We start from the raw sequence: 14937 nt of genomic DNA, 5'->3' as shown, positions 1-14937 counted from the left end.
AAAACATTGGTTGGCATATCAAAAGGGGCAAAATTACTGGCGTCAGCATCAGAATCGGATACAAAAGTCGGTGAGCGCCTTAAAGGTTCGGAAATAAAAATATTAAGTAAAGAACGGAATATCAACTGGTTCCAAATAGAGATTCAAACATCGAAAAGTGAAACTAAAACATTATGGATAGAGAATAATAAAGAGATACAGGATAAACTAAAAGAAAAAGGTAATCTAAAAGATTTAGCCAGTACCACAAAGGCATGGAGCAAGTTTCCATTACAACAGAGTGAGTTAACAACCAGTAAAAAAGAAGTCGATACACCACCGTTGCTACTGAATTTAAATGATGAAGATTTAATCAAGAATGATAAACGAGCCATGGATGAAAAGGGGACATTATGGTTATGGATAGAGCATGCAGTGGATAGTCAAAATGTTCCTATCAAAGGATGGACATTTATTGGCAGTGAGGGCGTGAAGAAAGTCAGTGGCTGGGAGTGGTTTGGTTTTAAACAGATTACAGAAACCAGCAGTTTAAAAGAGTTTTACCTGAGTGCGAAAAAAGCGGAAACCCGAAATAAGGATAATGCTTCACTGGAGAACTATAAGCCAACCCTCAAAGAGACCTTAACAATATTAGATAAGCAATACATTCAAAATAGTAATAAATATGCGACATTAACACAGGGATGTTTTAAAGGAATATCCGACAAACCACACTTAACAATGGCACTGGGACGGCTGTTAGTAAATTATCAAAGTGAATGGTATGAAGAGCTGGACGCAGAAGGAAAGCGACCGGAATGGGAAGCATTAAACAGTGAAATGACCGATGATGCGGAAAACTATTTGGGTTATATAAAAGAAGGTGATGAAACAAAACGTGATGCATATGTTAGTAAGATGGACGCAAGCGAACAAGAATCAATAAAACAAGGCTTAGAACAACAAAAAAGAGATTATCAACGTTTTCAAGATGGTTATGAAGATGCACCCGACAAGAAATTAGCACAAGAGCAACTTAACTTATTGGGCATAATAAATGGGTTAAAAGATAAGTATAAATTATGGGAAAAAACCAAAGAAAAAGCGACAAAAATGCTGTGGTGGGATGATGTCGCCAAAGGTTTAGCTAAGCAAAAGCAGCAGACACAACAAAGTGATGCGACCACTGAAAATAGTAAAACAGCAGCCCCGTCAACTAAACAAACCCAAACTTCATCAACGCCTGCCACCTTATGTCAAAAAGGTCGAGCGTGGTTTATGCATCCTGTGGCTATGGTGGATTATTTTAATATTATTGAAATAAAAAAAGGCTGGGCAGAAAGCCCATTTGCTTTGCTGTTAGGTAAAGTTGAATCCAATAATGATTATTCAGCTTATAATCAAACTAAACCAAAACTAAGAGCTTTTTTTAATACTAACTTAACCTCTATGACGCTAAAGGAATTAATTGATAAACAAGCAAAAAGGGAAATATTTGCTGCTGGACGCTTTCAAATAATTCCTGAAACTTTAAAATCAGCTCTAGATTATTTAAAATTAGACTTATCATTGAAATATAATAAAGAAACACAAGATATTTTATTTGAAGAATATTTAATAAAAATTAAAAGGAAGAACATAATAAAATATTTAGAACAGGATGGTGATGTTGAAGATGCTATTTATGATTGGGCTAAAGAATTTGCATCAGCAGGAGTACGTAAAGGGAAAACAATAAGTAAGGGAAGAATAGCAGCTTTTGAAGGTTCATCATATTATCAAGGAGATGGGCTAAATTCTGCCCATATATTACCAGATCAAATGGTTGAAGCCTTAAAAGAATCGAAAAATGGAAATTGGAGGTAAATATGAAAAGGTTAAAGTTTGCTCTTCTGTGTTTCATAATATTTGCAATTAATTATTCCTTAATAGCTCAAGCTCAAAGTAAAGAACTTATCAAATTAGATTTTAACGATTTCGCTATTAAAACTAAAACAAAAATTAAAAATGCAAACTTTGCATATCATTATTTGATTAAGGTTTATGGGTGTGGTGGTGGTGCAATTTGTGGAGAGATTCGAAACTTACTCTCTAACAAAGTTATTGGGCTTCCTAATGCTTATTTAATAGAAGATGAAAATGGAGAAAATTGGTTTTCTATAGAGTATCATTTAAATAGTAGTTTAATTATTATTTCTGGAATAATAGCGGATCCTGATGAAAATGAAGCTAACGAAGGATATAGAAGAAGATATTATAATTTCATAAATGAAAAGTTTGAGCTTTTAGAAAAATGATTAACATTATTGGGGGGCTATAAATTAACTATTAGATGTTAATAATCGTGATGATATTAAAGTATGAATAATTCAATTTATGGATATAAATTGAAAAAGCTCTTGTTGAAAAAATTTTTTCATGCAGTTGGAGCATTAAGTAATACTAAGATGTGAAAAAGTCAATTGTTCGTTCTTAGAGATTGGAACAACAAAGAAGAGATTATCAACGTTTTCCAGATGGTTATGAAGATGCACCCGACAAGAAATTAGCACAAGAGCAACTTAAATTATTGGGCATAATAAATGGGTTAGAAGATAAGTATAAATTATGGGAAAAAACCAAAGAAAAAGCGACAAAAATGCTGTGGTGGGATGATGTCGCCAAAGGTTTAGCTAAGCAAAGCCAACAAACAGAACAAAGTGACGCAGAAACTAAAAAAGAGCAATCAGCAGACACCTCAACTAATCAAACCGAAACTTTATCAACGCCTGCCACCTTAAGCCAAAATGGTAGGGTGTGGTTTATGCATCCTGTGGGTATTTCTATTTTCACAGAAAAGAAAATAGATTGTTGTTCTATAAAATTTCATAGAATTTCAAAAATTGTATTGAGACATGAAGGAGGATATGTAAATAATCCAAATGATTCTGGAGGTGAAACTAATAAAGGAATAGCTTGGAATACGTGGGTGGCATATGCAAAAAAAGATTTAGGAATAGAACCTACTTTAGAAAACTTAAAACAACTGACAGATGAACAAGTTGAAGTTATCTATAGAAAAAGATATTGGCAACCGAAAGGATTCTGCAAAATAGAAAATGATAGATTAGGGTTAATGATATATGATTGGTCAATTACGTCCGGAGGCACAATAAAAAAAGTTCAACAACTTCTAGTCGATGAGTTTGACCAAAATATCGATGTTGATGGAAAAATGGGGGAAAGAACAGCTGTTATTATAAATTCTATTGCTGATCAAGATAACTTATTAACACGTATTACCGAAATCAGACGAGAATATTATACTAATTTAGCTATTAAAGCGGATGGAACTCATACAAAAAACTATGTATTTCTAAAAGGTTGGTTAAATAGAGTGGATGATTGTTTAAATGTGAAAATTGAGGATTAGTTTATGCGATATATATTTTTTGTTTTGCTTTTTTTATTTCATTTTAATTCCGCTTGTGCCTTAGCTATTGAGCAAACTTGGACAGAAGAAATTCATTTAGAAAAAAATGAAATACCTTATAGTATTTTCTCAATAAAATTGAAAATTGACACTAACAATAAAGTAGAGGGGGAATTATGTTCTATAGTTAATTATGGCAATAAAATAGATTGCCCTATACCTTTTGTATCTAAATTAATCAATAATGAAATCGAAGTTCATTTTGATAGTACCTTTGGTGGTAAAAATGGTGTAGCTATTCTTAGATTACAAGAAAAAAATTTAATTTGGGATTTGATCAGAGTTCCTAATGGAGAATATTATTTAACAAATAAAGCGAAATTACTTCCTGAAAATATTAAAAAACATTGATAATGGGTTTTTGGGTTAAAAAACATCCAATTATTTTATTAAACAATAAAGAATATGAACTTATTTTTTTAGAACAAAGAATAAATATGGATTTATTAACCGACTTTGATTATGAACAAGTTGCAAATGAGTTAGGATGTGAAGCAAAAGCTCTTAAAGCTGTGGGTATAAAAGAAACAAAGGATGAAAGTTTTTACACTCATTTAGGAGATCATGTCCCTAAAATATTGTTTGAAAGACATTATTTTCACAAATTAACCAATGGTAAATTTGATAATGATCCTGATATTTCTAGTAGTTCTTCATTTGCTAAGTATGGAACTTATGCGAAACAATATGAACGATTAATAAAAGCATATAATTTATCACCTCGAGAAGCACTACTATCAGCTTCTTGGGGAAAATTTCAAGTCATGGGTGCAAATATGCATTCAAATAAATTAAGTATTGAAGATATTCTATATGAAATTAGCCGTTCAGAAAAAAATCATTTAATTACATTAAAAGGTTATTTATTAAGAAATAACAATGCATTAGAAGCATTAAAGTTAAAAAAATGGGACACATTTGCTTTTTATTATAATGGAAGCAATTATAAAAAAAATAATTATGATGTGCTTATAAAAGAAATATATGAAAAACTATAAAGAAGAAAAATAAAGGAATCATAATATGAAGAAAATTATTATTATTTTTATACTATCAATGAATTTTGCATTTGCTAATACAACAAAATGTGATAAAGATTCGGTTAAAAAATAAATATAACAACATTTTCTGGGGACAATATGAATTTATTATACCAATATTGCCCATATAATAATGAAGAATCAAAGGATTATGATGGATATCAATTATTAACGATTAACGTTGATAACAATTCATTCACCTATACAAATAATGTGATTGGAAATGAATATTTTGGTGGGGAAATGTTTTATTCAAAACTAGGTATATTCGGTTTAATCGAATCAAATACAGGTAATTCACCATTAACAATCACATATTTGAATATCAAAGATAATAATCTAATTTTATTGGGAAAAATCACGTTTGAACGACGTATGGGAAATATAATCGGTGAGCCCATTATAGAAAATATAAGTAATGAAACTATTAGAATTATCGATAATATATTTGTATTAAATAAAAAAAATATTTTGGGGGAATATTTTTTAAATTACTATGAAAGCTTTCTGTTTATTTTAGCCGATCAATTTAAACAAAATTTGTCAAAACATGAAATAAATAGATTACTAGCTAAATTAGCTAATTATCAAGATTTAAATAATTTTTATAGGCAAAAAATCTTTTTTAAAGATCGTTCTTTATGTACATATAATGAAAATCTAATTGAAATGGATGCCTTTGGTTGCCAAATAGGAAATAAGTAATTATCTATTTGTTATGATTATTATAACAAAAGTGATCTAATATATAGATTTGGCAATAAAAACAAAATAGAATTAGAGTTGCGAAAAGAAATTTCTGACCATAAAGTTTCAATAAATCCGTTAGTTTTTAAAAAAAATATTTGGCATTATGAAGTAAATACATATCCTGATAATGCAGGAATTTTAATAAAAAAAAATAACGAGAATATTACATTTCTTAAATGTAAAAATGAAAGTGTAGAACCTTATATACTTAATCCAATATGGAATTAGAATGAAATAGGTTAGTAATAACTTGTTGACAAGTCACATGGATAAGTGAATTTTTCTGCTTATATGAATAATATCTGGTTATTTAGGAAACGCATATTTTTACAAACATTGAAAAATCATAACCCAATACTAAATTACACAAAACTAAAAAAGGTCAAACATCTGACACCTCAAATAAACTTGCAGAAACTTTTACGCCTGTAACCTTGTGCTAAAGCGGTAGGCGTGATTTATGCAAGCTGTGGCTATGGTGGATTGTTTCAATGTTAAAATTGAACTCAAAAGAAATTACACTCTAGAAGATGCCGAATTCGCTATAAATCTAATATATAAGAAGCATGGCAAGCAAATGGCAATAATAATTGAAAAAATGTATCGTTCAGAAACTGCACATTTTGAATCCTTACAATATAAGCAAACGGGGACAGGAGGTATGGAATCTTTTGGTTTACCACTATACTATGGTTGGGAGTGGTTTGGTTTTAAACAGATTACAGAAACCAGCAGTTTAAAAGAATTTTATTTGAATGCGAAAAAAGCGGAAACCCGAAATAAGGATAATGCTTCACTGGAGAACTATAAGCCAACCCTCAAAGAGACCTTAACAATATTAGACAAGCAATATATTCAAAATAGTAATAAATATGCAACATTAACACAGGGATGTTTTAAAGGAATATCCGACAAACCACACTTAACAATGGCACTGGGACGGCTGTTAGTAAATTATCAAAGTGAATGGTATGAAGAGCTGGATGCAGAAGGAAAGCGACCGGAATGGGAAGCATTAAACAGTGAAATGACCGATGATGCGGAAAACTATTTGGGTTATTTAAAAGACGGCGATGAAGCAAAACGTGATGCATATGTTAGTAAGATGGACGCAAGCGAACAAGAATCAATAAAACAAGGCTTAGAACAACAAAGAAGAGATTATCAACGCTTTCCAGATGGTTATGAAGATGCACCCGACAAGAAATTAACACAAGAGCAACTAAACTTATTGGGTAAAATAAATGAGTTAGAAGAGAAGTATAAATTATGAGAAAAAAGCAAAGAAAAAGCGACAAAAATGCTGTGGTGGGATGATGTCGCCAAAGGTTTAGCTAAGCAAAGTCAACAGACGGAACAAAGTGAAGCAGAAACTAAAAAAGAGCAATCAGCAGACACCTCAAGTAAACAAGCAGAAACTTCATCAACGCCTGCCACCTTGAACGAAAGCGGTAGGGTGTGGTTTATTCATCCTTTATCTTTGGTTACATTTACTATGTTGAAAATCACAAATAAAGAAGTTTGCCCTATAGATCCTGCATACAGAAGTCATTTTGTTCTACATTGCACTGATGGAAATATGAGTGAAGAAACTATCAAAGCAAAAACTAATGTAAATAATCCAGAAAAAAAAGTAAGGAGTAAAGCTCATAAATATATTATGCAAAATGGAAATATAATTGAAATATGGCCTTTTACCGAAAAAAATGTATGGGCAACTAAAGCTGAATCTAGGAATAATTTAAAAGGAAGAATGTTCCATGTCGAAATTAATTATAAAAGTCCTGATGTTCCTACGGATAGTCAATATCAAGCTCTAGCTGATTTATATATTGAAGCTTCAGATATTGAAGGATGTTGGCCCATAATAGTACCTCATATTGAAGTTGATAGAGGTATTGCTGATGGTCATGCTGATCCTACTGATTTTGATTATAATAAATTTTACTCTATTTTGAGGAATAGAAACGTACCAATAGATGATATTCCTCATTTTGAACATGATAGATATTGGGGATATAGTAAATCAAAAATTCCATTTGCTGACGATAAATATTCATGGCCCCCAATTTTAAAAGGAAATCCTCACGGTAAATAAGGATACAATATGAAACAATTAATTTTATTATTATTGGTATTACCTAACTTATTATCAGCACAGGAAATATATAAAGATTCGTCTAATCAAGAATATTTATCTTTAGGAAGTACAGAAAATGGTAAGCGAAATTTTTTAAATCTTAAAAATAAAAAGATAGATTGGATAAGCCTGTCAGAATTACAGCAAATGCAACAAATAGATTTATTAACACCACATATTTTTTGGGATAAAGTCAACAAAAACTCTATAGGGTTTCATGCGAGTGGTTATGAACCTTTTTGGAATGCCATAATAAGTAAGAATAAATTGCAATTTATGCTTAATAAAAAAGAAAATGTTACTATTTCTATAGATATAAAATCTTCTGCTTTAACAAATAATTTTGTGACAATTTTCCATTCTGATAAGGGTATATATGGTTTAATTCGTAGTCTTCCTAATGGAACTTTTTGCGAAGCAAATCTTGATGAGCTTACTTCAATATATGAAATTTTTATCGACTTTAAAGGTGAAATATTTGAGGGTTGCGCTCATTTAGATAAATTATGAATAAAGATAATAAAAACTTATTTTGTAGGAAAGATTAGACTACGCCGTCATTTAATTAACTATTCGTATTCCCTGTATACACAGGGATAAAGCAGCATAATGAATGAAATACACATTCTATATCGCTTTATTTATTACTTGCTCATAACATAGAGTTATCGGTAGTGCTCAGTGATAATTTAAGAATTTCGTATCAAGCCATTTTTTAATAAAAAAGCTTTAGTAATATTATAAAAATAGTGACAGTTATGACTTTGTGAACATCCAACGCAAATTAACCAACAGGATTTATATTGGTATTATCACTCTACCACGAGTAATATCACTGATACTTTTTTGTAGCGAAAGCAATTTGTCTTGCGTAATGGCAATATTGACGTTTACCCCTATGGCATCAAAATCTTGATTTTCAATTAGTGCATCCAGTTCTTTTAAGCGATTTTCTATAATTGGCCATTCATTATAAAAGCAGTGAAATTGCAAAGGTATTCGGGCAATAAGTTCAATCAATTCTGCTTGTTGTAGACAATGACTCGCTGACCCACCATAGGCTCGTATTAGGCCTCCTGTGCCAAGTTTGATTCCGCCAAAATAACGAGTTACCACCACCACTACTTGATCACAATCTTGTCCTTCAATCGCTGATAGAATTGGACGCCCTGCGGTGCTGGTTGGTTCGCCATCATCATTAAATCGATACTGTTGACCGATTTTCCATGCCCAACAATTATGGGTTGCGTTAGGATCGCTAATTTGATCGATAAAATCCGTTGCTTGCCGGGCATTAATAACGGGCGCCGCATTGACAATAAAGCGGCTTTTTTTAATTTCTTCTGTCAGTTCGGTCGGATTTGCTAATGTATATGGCATACTAATTCTGGTAAAATCATTTTATTGCCGTTAATAATACTCAGCAGAAAGAAAATGTCTATTAATTTAGAACAATTGAAACTAACCCAGCAGCAATTAGCTGAACAAGTAAACCTAACCGATGATTTTAATTCATCAATCACTTTAATTGGTGGTACCGACGTGGGCTTTGAAGATGAAGGCAAAACCACTCGTGCCGCTATTGTGATCTTAACGTATCCGGATTTTGATGTGGTGGAATATCATGTCGCGCGATTAAAAACCGAGTTTCCTTATATCCCCGGTTATTTATCTTTTCGGGAATATCCTGCTTTACTTTCTGCTTGGGAGCAGGTCGAACATAAACCTGATTTATTGTTGGTTGATGGTCAAGGTGTTGCGCATCCAAGGCGATTAGGTATTGCCAGTCATCTTGGTTTACTATTGGATATGCCAACCATTGGTGTCGCTAAAAAACGCCTTTGCGGTCATTATAATCCATTACCTAAAGTCGCCGGTCAAGTGACGCCACTCACCGATAAGCAGCAACAGATTGGTTGGGTATTACAAAGCAAGAATAATTGTAATCCGTTATTTATTTCATCGGGTCATCGTATTAGCCAAGCGAGTGCATTGAATTGGGTCAATCTATGTTTACGTGGTTATCGTTTGCCTGAACCTACACGCTGGGCGGATGCGGTGGCGTCGAATAAACCGTTATTTAAAAAATTTATCCATGCAAAATAAATCACAATCGTTAAAAAAAGGGGGCTTTACGTTTAAGCGCTTTTTTGTTGCGCATGACAAAAGTCCGATGAAAATCACCACTGATAGTTGTTTACTAGGGGCATGGGCTCCGATCTTTTCTTCAACTCATAAGGTGCTTGATATCGGTTGTGGTTGTGGCGTGATTGCGTTAATGCTTGCACAGCGCCTTGAACATCAAGCTTGTCAAATTGATGCAGTTGATATTGATGCGCAAGCGGTCAATCAATGTCAACAAAATTGCCAACAAGCAGGCTTTAAATCTGTATCAACAATACAGGGTGATATTAATCGTTTTCAGGTGAAGAGTGACAATGGTTATGATTTGATTGTGACCAATCCGCCTTATTTTGAGTCGGCCGTGGATTGTCGAACGAACCAAAGGCAATTAGCCCGTTATACAGAAAGTTTAAACTACACACAGCTTATTGATTCAGTCAAACGATTATTGAAGCCAGACGGTCTATTCTGTTTGGTGCTGCCTTATCATTTAGCAGATCAATTTAGGCAATTATGCGAATCAAATCATCTATTTTTACAACAGTTGTTGCAGGTGAAATACACGGCAGATAAACAATTTTCTTTATCATTAATGGCGTTTGCTCCAAAGCCTAATGAGAATGTCATTGAACAACAACTGTGTATGCGTTGTGATGATGGGCAGTATTCGCCTGCTTTTAGAGCGCTATTAGCAGATTTTTATTTGTTCCAAAAAAAGCACCAAGGGTTAGTTAATCCAGTATGACATAAAAATACATAACGGCAATAATGGCTAATATTATGATTGCGATTGCATAGATTTTGTCATGAACATAACTGAAGGCAGATAGGGATCGCTGCTTGCGTGCGTATAAATAAAATAGGAGTCCTATCGCATACAGTATCATTGATAATAATAGGTAAGACATCCCACCAGCATAAATTAACCATACCCCATAAATCGATCCCGCAGCCCCAATAAAAATTAGGTAAGCTTTGCGAGATTTTATGGCTAATTTAAAGACGAAGAGTGCTGATAATAAATATGGTATCAGTACCATTGAAGTCGATAATTGGATTAAAGTGTTATAGCCCGAATGGTAGAAATGTGCAAGCACAATCAATAGGCTGATCAAGCTTGATGTTAAGTATAATGCATTGGCAGGCGTACCATTTTTATTTAATTTGCCAAAACAGCGTGCAACGGTATGATTATTGCCTTGTCCGGTTAAAAAAAGCATTTCAGCAGCAAGCATTAACCAGGATAATAATCCACCACTAACCGAAACAATCAGCCCAATATTAATTAATGTTGCTCCCCAACTACCAACTACATGCTCAATGACTAAAGCCATTGAAGGATTTTTCATTGCAGCCAGTTCTTGTTGAGGAACAATACCCAGCGACAGAACAGACACACAGATGAGCAATAAACTGGTAATAGCAAAACCAAAAAAAGTTGCTCGGCTTATGCTTAAAATGTTTTTGGCTCGTGAAGCATAAACAGTTGCGCTTTCGATACCTAAGTAAACCCATACGGTATAAAGCATAGTATGCTTTATTTGATCCACGATTGAGCCAAGTTGTGGCGTTCCCCAAAAGTCAATTTTGAATGTTGAAACCTTGAAAGCAAGAATAATGCAGACAATAAACAGACCAATCGGGACAATTTTTGCTAATGTGACTAAGCAATTTAATAAGAAAGCATGATAAATCCCTTTTAAAACAAGGGCATTAACCAGCCATAAAAAGATGAGTCCGCCTATGACTGCTGGCAAGGTGGTGCCATTACCAAAATAACTAAAGCAATCAAATGATCCTAACGCGCTAAATAAGATAACTAAATAACTGGCACATGACATCCATGCAGATATCCAGTATCCCCAAGCTGCGTTGAATCCTATATAATCACCAAAGCCTTCACGGACATAACCATATAAACCATCGTTAATCTTATAAAAACGAATCGAAAGATACTGAAATATCCGTGTCAGCATTAACATGCCAAAAAGCGTTATGATCCACGCAATTAAAATAGCGCCAGCACCAGACGCTTCAGCCATGTTTTGCGGTAAACTAAAAATACCACTTCCAACAATACTGCCAACCACAAGTAAGGTTAAAGGAAGTATGCCTAGTTTTGTACGGGTAGGTGTATTCATAATTTTGTCTTATTTTATGTTTTATTCGGATTTGGCAGCGTTTAATTAAAATCGTAATGACATGCAGCTAACGCCACCATCGACTTTGCGATATTCTGATGTATCAACCTCAATCACTTGATAACCTAAAGCTTCGATCTTAGCTTTAGTGATTGGGTAACCAGCAGGCATGATGACCCGATCATTAACCCAAATACAGTTAGCGGCATAGCTTTCATGTTCTGGAATTTCAATAATGTTCAGATGTTGAAATTCGGGTTTGGTAATAAATTCGCCGGCGGCTAATAAATTGTTGTTTTCCAGATAAGCCAATCCTGTTTTTAAATGTAGCACTTTTTCAAGTGTGACCACCGAACCGGTTAAGCCATATTTTTGTAATATAGCAATCATTTGATTAGCACCTTCTTGATTAGTACGTGCCGATAATCCGATATAATAGTGATCTTCCACCATCATAATATCACCGGCTTCAACCGTGCCCGGTGCAGTAATTTTTTCAACTTTATTGGGGTAAAATCGTTCAATGGTATCGATGATGATTTCAGTCTCGTTACGTCTACTTTCTGCCCCTGGTCTAGTAATAATGGCACAGTGTGGCGTACACAGAGCAACATCTTCAACAAAGACCGAATCTGGAAAACGTTCATCGGCGGGTAATAGGGTGATATCAACATCACATTGCTGTAGTGCTCGGATATAGTTGTTGTGTTGGTCTAAGGCTTTTTGATAATCAGGCTTGCCTAAATTTGCTGAAGTTAATCCATGAATTAGAGATTTGGCAGGCGTTCTGGCAATGATATGGCTAAATTTTTTCATGTTTGATTTATTTCCTATTTAATAATTATGCGATATTTTTGAATAATAATTCACATTAAAATGTAAATCAAGCATTAAGTTGATTTTTTATTCACTTTTTGATGGCTTCTTTTTTAGGCATGTGGTCAATTTAAATTGAGTATTATTGCGTAGCGTTAGTTGTGGTAGTTGGCGATCAGTATTGAATAAAAACACAGTTGATATACAACATGGACAAAAAGTGAAGGGAGGAGTTAACTCTTAGCATGAGTAGGGCGACAACATCGCCCCAGTAGACTAAGATTATTCGCCGGCAAAATCAACGAGGGTAAAACAGTTAATACCCAGATCGGTTAATTTTGTTTTACCATGTAGATCCGGTAAATTAATAACAAATGCGGCATCTTCAGCAATGCCACCTGCTTTTTGAATTAATTTAGCAGTTGCAGCAACTGTTCCACCTGTTGCAAGCAAATCATCAATAATCAGTACTCGTTCATTCGGTTTAATTGCATCTGAATGGATTTCAAGTGTATCGGTTCCGTATTCAAGTTGATACTCTTCTTTAAATACGTGACGTGGTAACTTATTGGGTTTTCGAACTGGGACAAAACCAACGCCTAACGCTAATGCAATTGGTGCTGCAAAAATAAAACCACGCGCTTCAGTACCGACAACTTTATCAATTTTTTTATCTCGATAGTGATCGATTAACAATTCGACCGAAGTTCTAAATGCGACAGGATCTTCAAGCAGACTGGTAATATCACGAAATAAAATTCCTTGCTTAGGATAGTCTGGAATGGTGATAATGCTGTTTTTGATAAGCGCAAGTTTTTCTTGTATCTGAGTCATATTAAATGTTCTCTAAATATTCTCTTTTTAAGAATGGCTAATTTTGTATTATATACCTTCGTTCTTTGTGCTTGCAATAAACAAACCGTAACAATGCAGTAAAAGCGGTCGATTGTTCACAATTTGATTGATACATGTTGAAAGTCGGGATGAAATGATTCCTTTTTAAATAAAAAATTTAATTGGCGTTTTCCTGTCCTAAAACGGTATTTTTTACAACTTTTTACAATTAAATACAACTATCTGACAGTTTGATGGGTCAAATAAATATAATGACATAAACTTTTTATATAAGGAAAAACAATGAAATTAATTAAAACAGTCCTATTAGCAGGGCTTTCAATATTAAGTTTATACAGTCATGCTCAAGTCAATAAGCAAATTGAAATTCGCTCGGAACTTGCATCGCCAATTGTTATGCAAAATTCCCAAGATAAGAATTATTTAAAAATTTCGTTAACCGGTCATGAATTTGATTCAGCAAAACGGGTTCCCATTAATTTGGCAATAGTAATTGATCGCTCCGGCTCGATGCAAGGTGATCGTATTGTTAAAGCAAAAGAGGCGGCTATCTTTGCTATTAACATGCTTAATGAGAATGATACTTTATCTGTCGTTGCTTATGATAATGATGCAAAGGTGATTATTCCTTCAACCAAAGTTAACAATAAACAAAAACTGATTAGTTTAATAAAAGAAAATATTGTTGCAGATGGTGGCACAGCGTTGTTTGCCGGATTAAGTAAAGGTATCCATCAAGTTGAAAAACAGTTGTCTAAAGATAATGTGAATCGCATTATTTTATTATCGGACGGGCAGGCGAATATTGGTCCGACATCCGTTCAAGAACTTTCTGAACTTGCCATTATTGCCGCCAAAAAGAATATTTCTGTCAGTACTTTTGGTATCGGTGAGGATTATAATGAATTATTGATGTCATCGATTGCCAGTTATAGTGATGGTAATCATGTATTTGTTAATGATTCTTTAGATCTTGAAAATGTATTTGTCCGTGAGTTCAAGGATGTAATGTCAACGGTTGCCCAACATGTTAAGATCAATATCTATTTAAAAGATGGGGTAAAACCGGTTCGTTTATTAGGTAGAGACGGCATAATCAAAGGTAATCAAGTAACGGTAACAATGAATCAAATTTATTCTAATCAAGAAAAGTATATTTTGTTAGAGGTCGAGCAACCACAAGGTAAAGTAGGCGAAGAAAGAACAATAGCGGAAATTGATTTAGTGTATGATGATTTGTTAGATAAGAAAACTCAAAAAGAAAAACAATCAGTAAAACTTGCTTATACCGATAATCTGGAAGCCGTAAAAAAAGCCTTGCGCCAAGATGTCGTTACTGAGATTGAAATACAAGAAGTGAATGAAAATAGCGTTAAAGCATTAGAATTCTATAATAAAGGCGATCGAAAAGCTGCGCAGAAAATTCTAGAGGATAACAGTAAAAGACTTGAAGCAGTTGCAAATATGTATCCAGAATATGCGGATAGAGTGCTAGATGATATAAAATGGAATGAAAAAATGGCAGCAGATGCAGTTAATGAAAGAGGGAATAGCAAAGCTTATCGTAAAGGAATGACCGAAAAGCAACAAAATACTAAACTGGGTGTAATTAAAAAATAA

The 14937-nt window shown here is 33.6% G+C and carries 15 protein-coding genes and 1 pseudogene; 12 read left to right on the top strand and 4 right to left on the bottom strand.

Features of this window, described 5'->3' with window-relative positions; all coding sequences use genetic code 11:
• The 9 genes and pseudogenes from ACGH6P_RS02920 to ACGH6P_RS02880 form a co-directional block, all read left to right on the top strand.
• Nucleotides 1-1845, top strand: a pseudogene (locus ACGH6P_RS02920) (hypothetical protein); the annotation flags it as partial.
• A gap of 2 nt (nt 1846-1847) precedes the next feature.
• A complete protein-coding gene (locus ACGH6P_RS02915) occupies nt 1848-2276 on the top strand; it encodes a hypothetical protein (RefSeq protein WP_267351772.1) in 429 nt (142 codons plus the stop codon).
• Between the two features lie 182 nt (nt 2277-2458).
• Nucleotides 2459-3391 carry a glycoside hydrolase family 108 protein gene (locus ACGH6P_RS02910; protein WP_267369691.1) on the top strand — a complete coding sequence of 311 codons (933 nt, stop codon included), beginning with the start codon at nt 2459-2461 and terminating at the stop codon, nt 3389-3391.
• Nucleotides 3392-3394: 3 nt separating this feature from the next.
• Nucleotides 3395-3802 carry a hypothetical protein gene (locus tag ACGH6P_RS02905; protein ID WP_411596691.1) on the top strand — a complete coding sequence of 136 codons (408 nt, stop codon included), beginning with the start codon at nt 3395-3397 and terminating at the stop codon, nt 3800-3802.
• 2 nt (nt 3803-3804) lie between these two features.
• Complete coding sequence (locus ACGH6P_RS02900) at nt 3805-4449, top strand: N-acetylmuramidase domain-containing protein (protein WP_411596690.1); 645 nt, start codon at nt 3805-3807, stop codon at nt 4447-4449.
• Between the two features lie 141 nt (nt 4450-4590).
• Nucleotides 4591-5196, top strand: a complete 606-nt coding sequence (locus tag ACGH6P_RS02895; RefSeq protein ID WP_411596689.1) for a hypothetical protein — start codon at nt 4591-4593, stop codon at nt 5194-5196.
• Nucleotides 5197-5701: 505 nt separating this feature from the next.
• Nucleotides 5702-6514, top strand: coding sequence for a hypothetical protein (locus ACGH6P_RS02890; RefSeq protein WP_411596688.1), 813 nt, complete (start codon nt 5702-5704; stop codon nt 6512-6514).
• A gap of 27 nt (nt 6515-6541) precedes the next feature.
• A complete protein-coding gene (locus ACGH6P_RS02885; RefSeq protein WP_411596687.1) occupies nt 6542-7339 on the top strand; it encodes an N-acetylmuramoyl-L-alanine amidase in 798 nt (265 codons plus the stop codon).
• 9 nt (nt 7340-7348) lie between these two features.
• Nucleotides 7349-7891: a hypothetical protein gene (locus ACGH6P_RS02880; RefSeq protein ID WP_267369624.1), complete on the top strand. Its 543-nt coding sequence runs from the start codon at nt 7349-7351 to the stop codon at nt 7889-7891.
• 288 nt (nt 7892-8179) lie between these two features.
• Here the strand turns inward: ACGH6P_RS02880 and ACGH6P_RS02875 are convergent, their stop codons facing one another.
• Nucleotides 8180-8761: an IMPACT family protein gene (locus ACGH6P_RS02875; RefSeq protein WP_411596686.1), complete on the bottom strand. Its 582-nt coding sequence runs from the start codon at nt 8759-8761 to the stop codon at nt 8180-8182.
• 54 nt (nt 8762-8815) lie between these two features.
• Between ACGH6P_RS02875 and nfi the strand changes: the two genes are divergently transcribed.
• Entirely contained in the window at nt 8816-9487 is a 672-nt protein-coding gene (gene nfi / locus ACGH6P_RS02870) for a deoxyribonuclease V (protein WP_267378827.1), read from the top strand.
• Entirely contained in the window at nt 9477-10250 is a 774-nt protein-coding gene (locus tag ACGH6P_RS02865; protein ID WP_411596685.1) for a tRNA1(Val) (adenine(37)-N6)-methyltransferase, read from the top strand. The genes nfi and ACGH6P_RS02865 overlap by 11 nt, the downstream gene beginning before the upstream one ends.
• Here ACGH6P_RS02865 and ACGH6P_RS02860 read toward each other — a convergent pair.
• The 3 genes from ACGH6P_RS02860 to apt all read right to left on the bottom strand — a co-directional run bounded on the left by ACGH6P_RS02860 (nt 10237) and on the right by apt (nt 13296).
• A complete protein-coding gene (locus ACGH6P_RS02860) occupies nt 10237-11646 on the bottom strand; it encodes a basic amino acid/polyamine antiporter (protein WP_267352296.1) in 1410 nt (469 codons plus the stop codon). The two genes, ACGH6P_RS02865 and ACGH6P_RS02860, sit on opposite strands and share 14 nt — an antisense overlap.
• A 45-nt stretch (nt 11647-11691) precedes the next feature.
• A complete protein-coding gene (gene ddaH / locus ACGH6P_RS02855) occupies nt 11692-12462 on the bottom strand; it encodes a dimethylargininase (RefSeq protein ID WP_411596684.1) in 771 nt (256 codons plus the stop codon).
• A gap of 282 nt (nt 12463-12744) precedes the next feature.
• A complete protein-coding gene (gene apt, locus ACGH6P_RS02850; RefSeq protein WP_267352294.1) occupies nt 12745-13296 on the bottom strand; it encodes an adenine phosphoribosyltransferase in 552 nt (183 codons plus the stop codon).
• 303 nt (nt 13297-13599) lie between these two features.
• Here apt and ACGH6P_RS02845 point away from each other — a divergent pair, with 303 nt between their 5' ends.
• On the top strand, nt 13600-14937 hold the full coding sequence (locus tag ACGH6P_RS02845; protein ID WP_411596683.1) for a vWA domain-containing protein: 1338 nt from the start codon (nt 13600-13602) through the stop codon (nt 14935-14937).

It is taken from the genome of Gilliamella sp. CG25 (genome assembly GCF_046635705.1).
GTDB classification, from domain to species: domain Bacteria; phylum Pseudomonadota; class Gammaproteobacteria; order Enterobacterales; family Orbaceae; genus Gilliamella; species Gilliamella apicola_I.
This window is presented reverse-complemented; position numbering and strand designations above follow the sequence as displayed.

Excerpts from the sequence above, each read along its gene's own strand:
- ACGH6P_RS02885 (WP_411596687.1), top strand. The coding sequence starts at position 6,542 with ATGCTGTGGTGGGATGATGTCGCCAAAGGTTTAGCTAAGCAAAGTCAA.
- ddaH (WP_411596684.1), bottom strand. The coding sequence starts at position 12,462 with ATGAAAAAATTTAGCCATATCATTGCCAGAACGCCTGCCAAATCTCTA.
- ACGH6P_RS02900 (WP_411596690.1), top strand. The coding sequence starts at position 3,805 with ATGGGTTTTTGGGTTAAAAAACATCCAATTATTTTATTAAACAATAAA.
- ACGH6P_RS02875 (WP_411596686.1), bottom strand. The coding sequence starts at position 8,761 with ATGCCATATACATTAGCAAATCCGACCGAACTGACAGAAGAAATTAAA.
- ACGH6P_RS02845 (WP_411596683.1), top strand. The coding sequence starts at position 13,600 with ATGAAATTAATTAAAACAGTCCTATTAGCAGGGCTTTCAATATTAAGT.
- ACGH6P_RS02895 (WP_411596689.1), top strand. The coding sequence starts at position 4,591 with ATGAATTTATTATACCAATATTGCCCATATAATAATGAAGAATCAAAG.
- ACGH6P_RS02880 (WP_267369624.1), top strand. The coding sequence starts at position 7,349 with ATGAAACAATTAATTTTATTATTATTGGTATTACCTAACTTATTATCA.
- ACGH6P_RS02915 (WP_267351772.1), top strand. The coding sequence starts at position 1,848 with ATGAAAAGGTTAAAGTTTGCTCTTCTGTGTTTCATAATATTTGCAATT.
- ACGH6P_RS02905 (WP_411596691.1), top strand. The coding sequence starts at position 3,395 with ATGCGATATATATTTTTTGTTTTGCTTTTTTTATTTCATTTTAATTCC.
- ACGH6P_RS02860 (WP_267352296.1), bottom strand. The coding sequence starts at position 11,646 with ATGAATACACCTACCCGTACAAAACTAGGCATACTTCCTTTAACCTTA.
- ACGH6P_RS02890 (WP_411596688.1), top strand. The coding sequence starts at position 5,702 with ATGCAAGCTGTGGCTATGGTGGATTGTTTCAATGTTAAAATTGAACTC.
- apt (WP_267352294.1), bottom strand. The coding sequence starts at position 13,296 with ATGACTCAGATACAAGAAAAACTTGCGCTTATCAAAAACAGCATTATC.
- ACGH6P_RS02865 (WP_411596685.1), top strand. The coding sequence starts at position 9,477 with ATGCAAAATAAATCACAATCGTTAAAAAAAGGGGGCTTTACGTTTAAG.
- nfi (WP_267378827.1), top strand. The coding sequence starts at position 8,816 with ATGTCTATTAATTTAGAACAATTGAAACTAACCCAGCAGCAATTAGCT.